At 61.2% G+C, this 14,295-nt stretch carries 11 protein-coding genes; 5 read left to right on the forward strand and 6 right to left on the reverse strand.

Annotation, left to right across the window (positions count from 1 at the left end; genetic code table 11):
• Position 1: 1 nt before the first annotated feature.
• The 6 genes from A5752_RS17855 to A5752_RS17880 form a co-directional block, all read right to left on the reverse strand.
• Positions 2-1,345, reverse strand: coding sequence for a HAMP domain-containing sensor histidine kinase (locus A5752_RS17855; protein ID WP_067088184.1), 1,344 nt, complete (start codon positions 1,343-1,345; stop codon positions 2-4).
• Between the two features lie 4 nt (positions 1,346-1,349).
• Positions 1,350-2,063, reverse strand: a complete 714-nt coding sequence (prrA, locus tag A5752_RS17860) for a two-component system response regulator PrrA (RefSeq protein ID WP_067088186.1) — start codon at positions 2,061-2,063, stop codon at positions 1,350-1,352.
• Positions 2,064-2,265: 202 nt separating this feature from the next.
• Entirely contained in the window at positions 2,266-3,057 is a 792-nt protein-coding gene (locus A5752_RS17865; protein WP_067088188.1) for a hypothetical protein, read from the reverse strand.
• Positions 3,058-3,170: 113 nt separating this feature from the next.
• A complete protein-coding gene (locus tag A5752_RS17870; protein WP_067088190.1) occupies positions 3,171-3,656 on the reverse strand; it encodes a DUF6197 family protein in 486 nt (161 codons plus the stop codon).
• A 21-nt stretch (positions 3,657-3,677) separates the two neighbouring features.
• Entirely contained in the window at positions 3,678-4,322 is a 645-nt protein-coding gene (locus A5752_RS17875; protein ID WP_067088192.1) for a response regulator transcription factor, read from the reverse strand.
• Entirely contained in the window at positions 4,310-5,614 is a 1,305-nt protein-coding gene (locus A5752_RS17880) for a sensor histidine kinase (protein WP_067088194.1), read from the reverse strand. The genes A5752_RS17875 and A5752_RS17880 overlap by 13 nt, the downstream gene beginning before the upstream one ends.
• An 859-nt stretch (positions 5,615-6,473) precedes the next feature.
• Between A5752_RS17880 and A5752_RS17885 the strand changes: the two genes are divergently transcribed.
• The 5 genes from A5752_RS17885 to A5752_RS17905 all read left to right on the forward strand — a co-directional run bounded on the left by A5752_RS17885 (position 6,474) and on the right by A5752_RS17905 (position 14,266).
• The gene (locus tag A5752_RS17885) at positions 6,474-6,863 is read left to right on the forward strand and encodes an MmpS family transport accessory protein (RefSeq protein ID WP_231983450.1); all 390 of its coding nucleotides are present in this window, start codon (positions 6,474-6,476) and stop codon (positions 6,861-6,863) included.
• A complete protein-coding gene (locus A5752_RS17890) occupies positions 6,860-9,739 on the forward strand; it encodes an MMPL/RND family transporter (RefSeq protein ID WP_067088196.1) in 2,880 nt (959 codons plus the stop codon). The genes A5752_RS17885 and A5752_RS17890 overlap by 4 nt, the downstream gene beginning before the upstream one ends.
• Before the next feature lie 96 nt (positions 9,740-9,835).
• Complete coding sequence (locus A5752_RS17895; protein WP_067088197.1) at positions 9,836-12,733, forward strand: MMPL/RND family transporter; 2,898 nt, start codon at positions 9,836-9,838, stop codon at positions 12,731-12,733.
• 145 nt (positions 12,734-12,878) lie between these two features.
• Positions 12,879-13,103, forward strand: coding sequence for an MbtH family protein (locus A5752_RS17900; RefSeq protein WP_067088199.1), 225 nt, complete (start codon positions 12,879-12,881; stop codon positions 13,101-13,103).
• Positions 13,104-14,035: 932 nt separating this feature from the next.
• On the forward strand, positions 14,036-14,266 hold the full coding sequence (locus A5752_RS17905; protein WP_067088220.1) for an MbtH family protein: 231 nt from the start codon (positions 14,036-14,038) through the stop codon (positions 14,264-14,266).
• The last annotated feature ends 29 nt before the right edge of the window (positions 14,267-14,295 follow it).

The following is a 14,295-nucleotide window of genomic DNA, read 5'->3' on the forward strand; positions in this document are numbered from 1 at the left end:
CTCACTGATGGCCGGGTAGCCGCAGCAGCAGGCGGGCGCCGCCGAGCGGACTCTCCTCCAAAGAGGCTGTGCCGCCGTGTAATTCGGCCTGCTGCGCGACCAACGCGAGGCCAAGGCCCGAACCCGACACCGACGCCGTCGATCCGCGGGAGAACCGCTCGAACACGATCGAGCGCTCCTCTTCGGGGATGCCGACACCGTCGTCGTCAATCGCGATCTCCACGCCCTCCCGTGAACTGACCGCCGATAGCTGCACCCGGGTCGCACCGCCGTGTTTCACGGCGTTGGCGATGGCATTATCGACCGCCAACCGCAACCCTGCGGGCAGGCCCACGATGATGATCGTCGGCGCGGGAACCAGCGACACCTCGAGATCCGGGTAGACCCGCATCGCATCGTGGGCGGCGCGGTCGAGCAGTTCGGTGATGTCGACGGGCACATGGTCGTCGGCGGTCGACAGCTCGCCCTGCGCGAGGCGCTCCAGCGCACCGAGCGTGGCCTCGATGCGCGATTGCGTCCGGATCACGTCGTTGACCACCTCTTTGCGCTGGTCCTCGGGTAGGTCGAGGGTAGACAGGACCTCGAGGTTGGTCCGCATCGCGGTCAGTGGCGTGCGCAGTTCGTGGGCGGACACCGACGCGAAGTCGCGCGCCGACGCCAGCGCGGCCTTGGTCCGGTCCTGTTCTTTCCAGACGCGTTCGACTAGGCCCTTGACCGCCTCGGCGATCTCGACGGCCTCGGTCGCGCCGCGCACCTCGACGTCGGGGTCCTCGTCGCCGGCGTCGATCTGACGGGTCTGCCGCGCGAGGCTTTTCAGCGGGCGCACCGCGAATGCGGCCAGCACCCAGCCGAACACCGACGCCGCGCCGACGGCAAAAACGCAGATGATGATCACCCGGCGGTGCAAGTTGTTGGTGTCGGCGACGGTGGCGTCGTAGGTGGCGCCGACGGCGACAGACATCGGGCCGGGGTAGTAGGGGATGTCGACGGTGCGGACGCGGTAGCGCACGCCGTCGACGTAGGTGTCGGCGTAGCCGGGGGGCAGCTGCGGGAGAACGACGTCGGAGTTGGACGTCACCTCGGTCCCGCGGTGGACGGTGATGACGGCGTCCTGATTGGTGGGGGATTTCGGGATCTCGTCCAGCCCGCGGGGGAGGAACGGGATCGCGAAGCCGGCGGCCTCGTCGAGTCGTCGGTCGAGGCGCTCCTTGCGGTCGTTGGTGATGCCGACCCAGACCACCGTTCCCACAATGACGACGACGATCGCGGCGCCGATCGCGGTGGCCAGTGCGACGCGGGTGCGCAGCGAGGGAGTTCGGCGGAAGATCCGCGACAGCAAGTTCATCGGCTCATTGGGTTCGGAGCACGAACCCGACCCCGCGGACGGTATGCAGGAGTCGGGGGGCGCCGCCGGCTTCGAGCTTGCGGCGCAGGTAGCCGATGAAGACGTCGACGACGTTGGTGTCGGCGGCGAAGTCGTAGCCCCAGACGAGTTCGAGCAGCTGTGCGCGGGAGAGCACGGCCGTCTTGTGCTCGGCCAGCACCGCGAGCAGGTCGAATTCGCGTTTGGTCAGGTCGACGTCGACGCCGTTGACGCGGGCGCGACGGCCGGGGATGTCCACTTCGAGCGGGCCGACCTGGATGGTCTCGGAGGAGAAGGTTGCGGTCGAGCCGCGCCGACGCAGCAGGGCCTTCACGCGGGCCACCAGTTCGGCGAGCACGAAGGGTTTGACCAGGTAGTCGTCGGCGCCGGCCTCGAGTCCGGCGACGCGGTCGTCGACGGAACTGCGTGCGGACAGCACGCAGACCGGCACGTCGTTGTCCATCGCGCGTAGAGCGGTGACCACGCTGACGCCGTCGAGGACGGGCATGTTGATGTCGAGGACGATCGCGTCCGGTCGGGTCTCGGTAGCGCTGCGCAGCGCCTCGGCCCCGTCCACCGCGGTGGCCACGTCGAACCCGGAAAGCCGCAGGCCGCGCTCGAGCGAGGCCAGCACGTCGGGGTCGTCGTCGACCACGAGAACCCGGGGTGAGGCTCCGCCACTATCTGTACCACTGGCCATATAGCCAATCTTGCCTGATTGATGGTCTCGATTGCGGGAGGCCGTGCCCCTGCGCGCAGGGGCCGCACTGTGCTCCCCGAATGACGGGACGTAGGTTGCCGCGGGCTCGTTGATCGATACCGTTTGCTGGGTTCGAGCAGATCTTTGCCGGCGCTCGTATCCTCGCTTATTGCACGCGCTCACGGCATGTTGAACCGAGCCGTTACCGCGCTTCGGAGACGTCGACGTTTCCGCTTCTCGAGCGAGCAACCACTGTGGGCGCGCTCCGATCGGTGCTCTTCGACACGGTCACCGTCGTTGATCGGGCGGGATCCTCGGATCCGGCGTTCACTCGGTACGCGTCGGATGCGGGCAACCTGACAGTGACATTGCCACCCGCGATCGCTTCGGTGTTGCGAGGCGCCGAGCGGAATTCCACCCAGATGTCGCCGAACTCGCTCGTCGCCTCGAACCCCTCGCTCACTGCGATTCCGGTGCTGGTCCTGATGTATCCATGTCGGTTGGAAACACGGACCGAACGGGCCGAACCCCCGAGCGTCAGGGACGCGTCATCGGACTTCACCACCAGCTCGTCGAGGTCCGCATCAGAGATCAAAGGTCCGGTCCGGTGGTTGACCGTGAGGCGTAGCTTGCGTGCCACATCCGGCGGGAGGACGACACTGACTGAGGTGCCGATGAGCGAAGCGAACCCTGAAGTACTGTCGCCCAGCGTAACTCGGCTAGCGGTACCCTCGGAGTGCACTGCAAGCTGTGTATCGTCAGTCCGCGTCACCAGGCGCAGTGCCACGCGCGGCTGCTTTGCATCGGCGTCGGCGATGATCCGCACCGGTACCGGGACGCCGCCGGTGTCGACGGTCAGCGATCGCATGCCGGCCGGGAGTTCCTGCGTATCGGTGACGACTCGACTCGTCGCCACGGCGAACGAAACCGCACCGAGACCGCCGACCGCGACGAGGACCACCAACGCACCGATGACGATCACGACGGAACGCATCGCGCCTCGGGCGGCGGGAGCGATTGCAGGCGGCGGAGAGGCCGGCCAGGGGGTGGGTGGCCGTTCCGTCTCGCGTAGATGGTGCTCTGGCTCAGGACTGACGCCGAATCCGCTCACAACTGCGGCTGCTCCTCCGCTTCGAGGTGGGCGGCGGCCCGCTTGAGGGCCAGGACCGCGTCGGCCCTCGTGGTGTGCGGATCGTCGTTGTAAGCCTGCAGGCTCGGCCATGCCACCACGGCCGCCGAGTTGGCCGAACGCAAGACGAGATTCTCCAACCGCTCAACCTGGTCAAGTGCGGCGTACGGGTTTGCGACGTCCCAGTAGCCGGCCGCAGCGCGTAAAGCGCCTCCGAGGCAGTAGCTACACGGGGTCGCCCCCGATTCCGTGCGTACGGTATAGCCGCCCCCGCCGACGTGCGGGGTATGCACCCGAACCCATTCGCCCGGCATATCGGCGCTGGGGTGCACCTCCCGGCCGTCTGCATCGCGGCAGTAGGTGCCCTGGGTCCATCCGCCTTCCATCTCGATGAGCGTAAGCGCGTGCTGAATCACCTGAAGGTCGTGCCTATTCCTGTGAGCGAGGCGGGAGTTTGTGGTCATGATGTATGTCCCTTCTTCTCATTACGACTCGAGGTAGCGCAGAACGGCGAGGACACGACGGTTTTCGGTGTCATCGGGCGCCAGCCCCAACTTCGTGAAGATCGATGCGACGTGCTTCTCGGCGGATCCGGTGGATATGTGCAGCGAGGCCGCGATCGCCGAATTGGTCTTTCCTTCGGCCATCAACTGCAATACGTCACCTTCGCGGGGTGTGAGCTGATCCAGCGCGCTGCGACGATGCGAACGCGCGAGTATTTGCGACACGACCTCAGGGTCGAGCACAGTCCCACCGCCTCCGACGACCGAGACGGCGTCCAGGAATGCCGGCACGTCGGCGACGCGGTCCTTGAGCAGGTAGCCGAAGCCGCGGGTGTCAGAACTGATCAGGTCGGAGGCATATCGCTCTTCGACGTAGTGCGAAAGCACCAGCACCGGAGATTCGGGATTCTCGCTTCGAAGCGCGGCGGCGGCACGAATTCCCTCATCGGTGAAGGAGGGGGGCATCCTCACGTCGACGATCACGAGATCAGGTTTGGTCTCAACGACCAGGGCTACCAGGTTCGAGGCGTCTGGCACGCCGGCGACCACCTCGTGACCGGCGTCGATGAGGATGCGTTCGATACCCGCCCGTAGCAGCGCGGAGTCCTCCGCGATCACGATGCGCATGGCAGCACCGCCGTAATCGTCGTGGGTCCGCCGGCCGGACTGGAAACCGTGAACGTTCCGCGGGCGGCGCGAACCCGGTCAGCCAGCCCCCGGAGGCCGGTGGCGTGCGTGCTGTCGGTGATCTGCGCACCGCCGCGGCCGTCGTCGAATACTGAGACGTGGAGTGTGTTTTGCGCCTGGTCCAACCGCACCGTCACGACGGCACTCTTCGCCGAAGCGTGTTTGGCCACATTGGTCAATGCCTCGGTGACAACGAAGTACGCGACGGATTCGGTCTCGGCGGGGATACGCCCGGGGAGGTCGACGTCCAGAGTCGTGGAAACCCCGGTGTTCTGGGCGCGTTGCACGACCGATGAGAGCGCGGCATCCAGGCCGCGGTCCGAGAGAATGGACGGGGCGATACCCCGCACCACGTTCCGCAGTTCGACAAGAGCGGTTTTCGCGTCCTGATGTGCCTCCGCGATCAGAGCCTTCGCGGCAGACGGGTCGGTGTCGAACTTGGTCTGAGCCAGACCGATGGTCATCGCCAACGAGACAAGGCGAGACTGAACACTATCGTGCAGGTCGCGTTCGATGCGGCTGCGCTCGGAGTGCGCCGACGACACCGCTCCCATCCTGGCGTCAGCCAGCGCGTTCAGTTCGTGTTGATACATCGCAGCCGGCGAGGGGGAGAGCAGCCAGAGGTCGATTTTGGCGTCGAGAATCGGCGCGAACACCACGACTCCCACGGAAGCGAGCAACGCTACGACGGCCAACGGCCACGCCAGGGCCGGCGGAATGAACGACAGGCCGGCGTCGCCATCGCTACGGCTCACCGCGATCGCGGCAGCAGGCGCGAGAAACGCGAAGGCCAGCAGGAACAACGCGAGACCCACCGCCAGAAGGTCGTAGACCAACCGCAGGGAATGGTGCGCGCAACCCTTCCAGAAACGGGCACTGCTGATGTCCAACCCAATTTGGTTGAACCACCCCTGAAAGCCACTATGAAGAGACATCTTTCGAGGTGGGACCGGGATTTCCATCCCAAAAACGAGTTCACTGCGCCGCCGCTCGAGCCATTCTGCACCACGAGTCAGGTAGACAAACATGAGGAGAGCGACCGCGAATCCGACCACCGACGGCACAAGCCAAATCCCGACGATCACGATCATGACGTACAGCCACAGCCAGACCGCGGCGGCGACGGCGCCGACGACCATCGACGCACTGGGCAGGACCCCGATGCGGCGAATGGCCGGCGTGGTGGCGTCAGCCATGACCGACTCAACGTCTCGACTCGTGACTGCGACCATACCTCGAACGTACGGACACTGCGGTCGCGACAACACGGCGTTTACCGGACGAAATAGGGGGGGTTATCCCCCCTAAACCGCCCGCCGCGACCAATGCGACGTTCGGGTAGGTCCGATTCGAGTGGTCTTACGCCGAGGATGCAAGTCAAGCACCGGCCGACGAACACCGAAGCGACGGGTGCATCCAGTCAATTGCTGGGCAAGTATCTTCGACTTTCGCGTCGAGTCTTGCATGCCTCTGGTGACGGTACGACGCCGCCCTCGAACCGTCTAAGGGGACTTCGCCAGCACAGATATCCGCCGTCGATGTCTGCAGTGCTGTTGCGCCGTCCGGTGCGATCTGCAGGACTTGCGGCGCAGTTGTAGTAACTGATTAAGTTCGCTGGACGATGGCATCAGTTGACTGGGTAACAATCCTAAGGTCTTTGAGACGGAAAGGACCTTGTGTGGGCAGCTGGAACGAATACGCACCTCAGGGTCCTGACGTAGGTACCGAAAAGGTCTCGCGGGACGGCGCGATCTTGGGATTCGACCGCGTCTGCAGTCCGGTGACGACACGCGCGAACCTTGCATTACGATCCCGTATCACGATAGGAACGGATCGCTGCGAAGGCCGACGCCGTGGTTTACTCGTCAGCACCGGGTTGCGCTCCCCGAGGTATCGCGCGTTTGCGGTGACCGCGCTCGGACTTGTCTCGGATGCTTACCGCTCGCTCGGTGCAACCGGCCGCTCGAGCTCAGAGCGCTGTTGCTACGTTCGAGCGGCCGCCACGGCGCCGGGGTTGGTAACGGATGGAGGGGATCGTCGATTTTCAGGATTCTGAAGCGGCTCTGGATTCCGCTACTCGTATTAGCCGTGATGGTTGCTGGGGGCTTCACCGTGTCGCGGTTGCACGGCATGTTCGGGTCCGAAGTGCGGCCCTCATATGCCGATACCGATACCGAGGTTGCTACTAAACAGAACTTCGATCCGAAGTATCTGATCTATGAGGTGTTCGGTCCGCCGGGAACGGTCGCCGACATCAGCTATTTCGACAAAGACGCCGAACCGCAGTTCGTAAAGGGAGCCAGTCTGCCATGGTCATCCAAATTCGAGATCACCGAAGCGGCGGGCATTGGAAATCTCATGGCGCAGGCCAGCAATAGCGACAGTATCGGTTGCCGCATCATCGTGGACGGTGAAGTAAAGGCGGAGAAGGTTCGCCAGGGCGTAAGCGCGTTCACTTCCTGCATCCTGAAGGCAGCATGAGCACCCACAATGTGCACGGAAAGCCGCCTCTCATAGCGCGGTGGATCCGCCGATTGGCACTGCCGATCATCCTTGGGTGGGTGGTAATCGCAGTGATACTCAATACCGCGGTTCCCCAACTGGAGCAGGTCGAAAGAGAGCGGGCCGTATCGCAGACTCCCATTGATGCACCGTCCATTCGGGCGCAGGAGCGTATGGGCGCGATTTTCGGGGAATCTACTTCAGACGCGTTGGCGATGATCGTCATAGAAGGTCAGGACCGGCTCGGCGACGACGCCCATGCTTTCTATTCGGAATTGATTCGGAAACTCGAGGCTGACACAAAACACGTCAAGTTCATACGGGATTTCTGGGGGGATCCGCTTACGGCTGCAGCTGCCGAAAGTGCTGATGGTAAGGCTGCATATGTTCAATTAACGCTAAACGGCAACATCGGTCAGGCGCTGGCGAACGAATCCGTCGAAGCTGTCCGCGACATCGTCGACCGCACGCCGCCGCCCCCGGGTATCAAGGCTTTCCTCACCGGACCGGCTCCGTTTATCGCTGAGATGGGCGAATCCGGCAACGAGACCGTCACCTTGATCACGTTGGTGAGCTTGGCGGTGATCTTGGTTATGCTGCTCATCTTCTTCCGTTCTATTACTACCGTAATCGTCTTGATGGTGACGGTCGGCGTCCAGTTGCAGGTGGCGAGAGGCTTCGTCGCATTTCTCGGAGATATCGGCGCTTTTGGACTGTCGACATTCGTCGTCAATCTATTGGTAGCTCTGTTGATCGCGGCAGGTACGGATTATGGGATCTTTTTCTTCGGCCGCTACCATGAGGCGCTTGAGGCAGGCGAGGATCAGGAAACCGCCTTCTACTCCACGTTCAGCGGTACTGCGAAGGTGGTGTTGGGTTCCGGTCTGACTATTGCCGGCGCACTTCTCTGCCTGAGTTTCACACGATTGCCGTCGTTCAAAGTCCTTGGTATTCCCTCCGCCGTCGGCGTGGTCACTGCAGTCGCGGTGGCCCTCACGCTTGTTCCGGCCATCATCGCGCTCGGAGGGCGCTTCAAGTGGTTCGAGCCCAAGCGCAAGATCAAGGTTCGTCACTGGCGGCGGGTGGGCACGGCGATCGTGCGGTGGCCGGCGCCCATCCTTGCCGCGTCATGCGCAGTTGCGATGATTGGCTTGCTGGCATTGCCCGGATATCAACCCAGCTACAACGATCAGGAGTCGCTTCCCAAAGATATTCCTGCGGCTCTCGGGTTACAGGCCGCAGAGCGACATTTCCCCGTATCGCAAATGTCCGCCCCCGATGTCTTACTTGTCGAGTCCGATCATGATATGCGGAACCCAACAGACTTCCTGATCCTGAACAAATTGGAGAAAGGCGTCCTGTCCGTTCCGGGCGTTTCTATGGTGCAGGGTCCAACGCGGCCGGCGGGATCCCCGCTTCAACACACGTCGATTCCATACATGATCAGTATGGGCCAAGCCAGTCAAATGCAGATGCTGCCTTTCCAACGAGCGCGCATGGACGACATGCTGGTTCAGGCTGAGGACATGACCAAGACGATCGCGCTCATGAACCGCATGTATGGCTTGATGCAAGAGCTAGCGTCGACAACGCACCGCATGGTCGAGAAAACTCACGAGCTCGAGGAGACCACGTACGAGTTGCGCGACCAGATATCGAATTTCGACGATTTCTTCCGACCAATTCGGAACTATTTTTACTGGGAGCCACACTGCTTCAACATTCCTATCTGCTGGTCCTTGCGATCCATATTCGACGCGCTCGACGGGATCGATAGCATTAGCGCGCAGATGGACGATCTCATGAAGGATCTCGACGCCCTAGACGCGTTGCTTCCGCAAATGATCGCCCAGTTTCCGCCGATGATTCAGACGATGGAAAGCACGCGGACAATGATGCTGACAATGCACAGCACCATGGCCGGGATGATCGGTCAGATGGATGAAAACTCCAGCAACGCCACCGCAATGGGCAAAGCGTTCGATGCCGCACAGAACGACGATTCGTTTTATATTCCCGAGGAGATCTTCAAAAACAAAGACTTCAAGCGGGTAATGGATGTCTTCCTGTCACCGGACGGCAAGGCGGCCCGCCTTCTCATTTCACAACGAGGCGAACCCGCCTCCCCGGAGACGATGGCGCTCGTCGAACCCATCCATACCGCGGCCGAGGAAGCGCTAAAAGGAACTCCTCTGGAAAATGCCAGGGTGTCCCTCACCGGCAGTTCAGCGATGACGAAGGACATCATCGACGGTTCCACCTACGACCTGTTGATTGCGGCGATCTCAGCGCTCTGCCTCATATTCACGATCATGCTGATCATGACCCGAAGCTTGTTCGCCGCCCTAGTCATCGTCGGCACGGTGGCACTTTCATTGGGCGCGGCATTCGGACTTTCGGTGCTCGTTTGGCAACACATCCTCGGTATCCAAATCCATTGGGCTGTTCTCGTCATGGCTGTCATCTGCCTCCTGGCGGTGGGCTCTGACTACAACCTGCTCTTGGTATCCCGGATGAAAGAGGAGGTGGGTGCCGGGATCAACACCGGCATCATCCGGGCGATGGCTGGAACCGGACGAGTGGTGACGGCCGCTGGTCTCGTGTTCAGTTTCACGATGCTCTCAATGGTGGTCAGTGACCTTCGAACCGTCGGTCAATTGGGCTCGACGATCGGGCTCGGCCTGTTGTTCGACACATTGGTGGTGCGTGCTTTCATGACGCCTTCGATCGCCGCCCTCCTGGGCCGGTGGTTCTGGTGGCCGCAACGAGTGCGTCCCCGTCCAGCCAGCTCGATGTTGAGGCCGACAGGACCCCGTCCGCTGGTTCGCTCCCTCTTGCTGAACCCAGAGCGGTAATTCCGTGAAAGACCTTGTCTTGCAGAGCAACTGCGTCCGCATCCGACTTCGCAGCAGTATGGGTGGTCGATTTCATTCGGGCCTGCTGAAGGCGCTATGAGTGACCACCGACTAAACAGCCGCCCGGGCTTCATTGCGCGGGCAGTTTATCGGCTGTCGATGTTCATCGTCATCGGTTGGGTGGCGGTCGCCGCTGTGACCTTCTTCGCGCTTCCCTCACTCGAACAGGTGGGCAGAGAGCAGTCGGTCTCGCAGGTGCCTGAGGACGCGCCGTCGTTACAGTCGATGAAGCGCATGGGACAGGTCTTCCAAGAATCGGATTCCGACAGTTTCGCGATGATCGTCCTGGAGGGGGAGCAACCGCTCGGCCTCGACGCACACACTTACTACGACGAGTTGGTCCGTCAGCTGAAAGCTGACACCGACCACGTCCACCATGTACAGGATTTCTGGGGGGATCCGCTGACCGCCCCCGGCGCGGAAAGCGCCGACGGCAAAGCCGCGTATGTCCAAGTGAACCTGGTAGGTGACCAGGGAGAGGCGAAAGCGAATAGGTCCGTCGAGGCGGTCCGCGACATCGTTGAACGAACGCCCCCGCCGCCGGGAGTGACCGCCTACGTGACAGGTCCGGCGCCGTTAGTCACCGATATGAACAGCGCCGGTGACGACTCCATCCTGAAGATCACTATTGTCACCGTCGCGGTGATCTTGATCATGTTGCTGTTCGTCTACCGCTCGATCATCACTGTGCTCGGCGTAGCGATAATGGTGGGGGTTCAGGTTCAGGTAGCCCGGGGCTTCGTGGCGTACCTCGGTGATCACCAGGTTTTTGAACTCTCGATTTTTGCTGTCAACCTGCTGGTATCGCTGGGTATAGCCGCGGGCACGGATTACGCGATCTTCTTCTTCGGTCGTTACCACGAGGCGCGTCAGGCCGGTGAAGACCCGGAAACTGCGTTCCACACCACGTTCCGTAGCGTCGCGAAGGTTGTCATGGCTTCCGGCGCGACAATCGCCGCTGCGATCTTCTGCCTCAGCTTTGCCAGGCTTCCCTACTTCCAGACCATTGGTGTCCCGGGGGCGCTGGGCATGATGGTCGTGGTGGCCGTCGCCGTCACGCTCATCCCGGCGAGTATCGCCGTGGGAAGCCGGCTCGGCTTGTTTGAACCCAAGCGGATGGTTGCGGTCCGTCGATGGCGGCGGCTGGGGACCGCGATCGTCCGGTGGCCCGCCCCCATCCTCGCTGGGGCGAGCGTGGTCGCGCTCGTCGGCTTGCTGGCCCTCCCAGCCTACGAATCCAGCTACAACGACCGGGCGTACATGCCGCAGGACATTCCGGCCAATGTCGGGTTCACGGCGGCCGAACGACATTTCCCCCAGGCACGCGTGATGCCGGACATCCTCTGGATCGAGGCCGATCACGATATGCGCAATCCATCAGATTTTCTGATTCTGCACAAATTGGCCAAAAAGGTGTTCGCTGTTCCGGGCATTTCTAGGGTTCAGGGTATAACGCGTCCGGAGGGGACGCCTCTTGAACGGACTTCTATCCCTTTCATGATCAGCCTACAATCCGCCGGCATGGTGCAGATGTTACCCTTCCTGCAAAGAACGACGGATCTCATGTTGAAGCAGGCCGACGCCATCGGTGATATGCAAGCGCAGATGCAAAGCATGTACGAGTTGATGAAAAAAACCAACGCGATAACTCACAGTATGACCGGTAAGATGCACGGCTTACAGGACAGCGTGAATGGCGTACGCGATAGGCTCGCTGATTTCGATGACTTCTTCAGGCCGATCCGCAATTACTTCTATTGGGAGCCGCATTGCTTCAATATCCCCCTTTGCCTATCGATTAGATCAATATTCGAGACAATGGACGGCACCGACAAGATCACCGCTCAGCTGTCCATTCTTGTCGAACTCGTCGATAAGCTAGACGAGCTCATGCCGCAGATGATCGCCGATTTCCCGCAGATGATCGCGACAATCGCACGGATGCGAACCTCGATACTCACTATGCAAAGCACTATGTCGGGGATGATCGAACAGATGGAGGAGGGGTCGGCGAACGCCACCGCCATAGGTAGGGTGTTCGACGCCGCCCACAACGACGACTCTTTCTATCTCCCGCCCGAAGTTTTCGAGAATGAAGACTTCAAGCGGGCAATGAGTTTGTTCTTTTCGCCAGACGGTAAAGCGATGCGGTTGATCATCTCGCACAGAGATGATCCGGGGTCACCGCAATCCCTGGCGCGGGTAGACGCGATAAAGACTGCAGCCGAAGAAGCGCTCAAGGTCGGCCCGCTGGAGCATGCGAAGATACATGTCGCGGGCACCGCCGCAACGTACAAAGACATGCGAGACGGCTCGACATACGACCTCCTGATCGCGGGCGTTGCGGCTCTCTGCCTTGTCTTCATCATCATGTTGATCATTACGCGGAGTTTCATCGCCGCCTTGGTCATCGTCGGCACGGTGGCATTGTCTTTGGGTGCGGCATTCGGTCTTTCAGTACTCGTTTGGCAGCATATTTTGGGCATTCATCTGCACTGGCTAGTGCTTGCGATGTCTGTGATCATCCTTTTGGGTGTTGGGTCTGACTACAATCTGCTGCTGGTATCCCGAATGAAAGAGGAGTTGGGCGCCGGCTTGAATACGGGCATCATTCGGGCGATGGGCGGAACCGGCAAGGTAGTAACGGCCGCGGGATTAGTGTTCGCGTTCACCATGTTGTCCATGGTGGTCAGCGATCTGCGGATCATCGGTCAAGTCGGTTCGACGATCGGCTTGGGTTTGTTGTTCGACACGCTGGTAGTTCGTGCTTTCCTGACCCCTTCCATCGCGGCACTGCTGGGACGTTGGTTCTGGTGGCCGCAGATAGTGCGTCCCCGCCCCGCCAGCGGATTACTCCGTTCGTCGGGCCCTCGGCCGCTGGTGAGGTCCACGCTGCTCGGAGAAGACCCGCAATCTCCGACATCGTCTCGCTGATGCGTCGGGCCGGTAGTCGGAGTTCACGCGTTCGAGCGAACTCCTCTTCACCACCCCCACCGGGCGTGACCCTTCAGTGGCCTCCTTTATCTTTAAGAGGATCAAGTTGTCGGCGCAGCATGTCGACGAGACGGCGAGGAGTGGTATGAGCATCAATCCGTTCGATGACGACAATGGAACCTTCGTCGTTCTAGTCAACGATGAGGAGCAACACAGCCTTTGGCCGACCTTCGCCGATATTCCAGACGGTTGGCGGGTGGTGTACGGCGAAGCAGACCGTGCTGCCTGTCTCGACTACATCGAACAGAACTGGCCTGACATCCGGCCGAAGAGCTTGCGCGACAGGTTGGCAAAAGATCGCGGGCAGTAGAAAGAACTCGGCGGCGGAAACGTCGTCGCCAGATTCCATCGTCCAACCCGGACTTTCGAGTCCCGCTCGTTTCGACCTCGGGTTTTCTGCGCTCGGGCTTTGATGAGCGATAGAAGAGGGCCGTTATCCGTCGTGCCTTCCTCCGGAAGAAAGCTGCCGCGCGGGCGGCAGCCAAGCAACCGGCCACACCGCGAGATCGTGGCGTATTTCGGGTAAGTGTGGGCAACGGCCCCGCCGCAACACCGGTGGGCGAAGTGGGAAGATAACTGTCTGACCGTGGCCGACGTCGTCAGAAACTATGGGCTCCTGCGCTGAATCGCGATCAAGGTCCACTGCGCTCAATCTTTCCCGCCGAACCCAAGCCGACGTCGCGGCCATCTTGGCTGAACCGGGGCCCGAGTAAGTGTCTGACTCCGTCAGCGCCTACCATTCAAGTTTGCTCTTTGCAGCCTTTACCAGCTCACAGCAACCCCTAAAGGCGACCGCGTTCAGGGATCCTCGAAGCGGAACATTGCCGTCGTCACCGGATGATCATTACGGATGACCGCGGTATGGCGACGTGTAGGGAGCCAGATTCCTATCGTTTCGTCTGAAATTTACGGCTGATGCCAACCTTTGCTGACTGACGGACCGCCGCTCTCCTTAGGTTCGCTCACGGCTGGCAAGGGTCGGAGTCGGCATTGCCCAGGTGGATTTCCGTCGGATATGAGCATGCGTTCCAGGACAAGATCAAATCCTATTGCAGCAGGTCAACCGGCCTGCTTCACTACAGGCCGGTCCCGGCTGCGCGGCTATTTGCTACACCGTCAATTTATTAAATTCAGAAGTTCGCTGAGAAACTTCGAAAACCCCACCCGTAACTGGCCGCCTCATCTATCGTTGGGAGAAACGGGCTATTGACGCACCAGTTCGATCTGACGGTGGAGAGTGGGATGAGCATCAATCCTTTCGACGACGATAATGGAACATTCGTCGTTCTAGTTAACGACGAGGAGCAGCACAGCCTGTGGCCCACGTTTGCCGAGATCCCAGACGGTTGGCGGGTGGTTTATGGCGAAGCGGAGCGCGCGGCGTGCCTCGACTACATCGAGCAGAACTGGCCTGACATACGGCCAAAGAGTCTGCGCGACAGGCTGGCGAGAGACCGCGCTCATTCGAATTAGCTCGGGAGCGGGAACTTCGTCGAGCGGTC

Origin of the sequence: Mycobacterium sp. 852002-51961_SCH5331710, from assembly GCF_001665535.1 — a bacterium.
Taxonomy (GTDB): Bacteria; Actinomycetota; Actinomycetes; order Mycobacteriales; family Mycobacteriaceae; genus Mycobacterium.

Coding starts and splice junctions, on each gene's coding strand:
- A5752_RS17855 (WP_067088184.1), bottom strand. CDS start 1,345: ATGAACTTGCTGTCGCGGATCTTCCGCCGAACTCCCTCGCTGCGCACC.
- prrA (WP_067088186.1), bottom strand. CDS start 2,063: ATGGCCAGTGGTACAGATAGTGGCGGAGCCTCACCCCGGGTTCTCGTG.
- A5752_RS17865 (WP_067088188.1), bottom strand. CDS start 3,057: ATGCGTTCCGTCGTGATCGTCATCGGTGCGTTGGTGGTCCTCGTCGCG.
- A5752_RS17870 (WP_067088190.1), bottom strand. CDS start 3,656: ATGACCACAAACTCCCGCCTCGCTCACAGGAATAGGCACGACCTTCAG.
- A5752_RS17875 (WP_067088192.1), bottom strand. CDS start 4,322: ATGCGCATCGTGATCGCGGAGGACTCCGCGCTGCTACGGGCGGGTATC.
- A5752_RS17880 (WP_067088194.1), bottom strand. CDS start 5,614: ATGGTCGCAGTCACGAGTCGAGACGTTGAGTCGGTCATGGCTGACGCC.
- A5752_RS17885 (WP_231983450.1), top strand. CDS start 6,474: ATGGTTGCTGGGGGCTTCACCGTGTCGCGGTTGCACGGCATGTTCGGG.
- A5752_RS17890 (WP_067088196.1), top strand. CDS start 6,860: ATGAGCACCCACAATGTGCACGGAAAGCCGCCTCTCATAGCGCGGTGG.
- A5752_RS17895 (WP_067088197.1), top strand. CDS start 9,836: ATGAGTGACCACCGACTAAACAGCCGCCCGGGCTTCATTGCGCGGGCA.
- A5752_RS17900 (WP_067088199.1), top strand. CDS start 12,879: ATGAGCATCAATCCGTTCGATGACGACAATGGAACCTTCGTCGTTCTA.
- A5752_RS17905 (WP_067088220.1), top strand. CDS start 14,036: ATGAGCATCAATCCTTTCGACGACGATAATGGAACATTCGTCGTTCTA.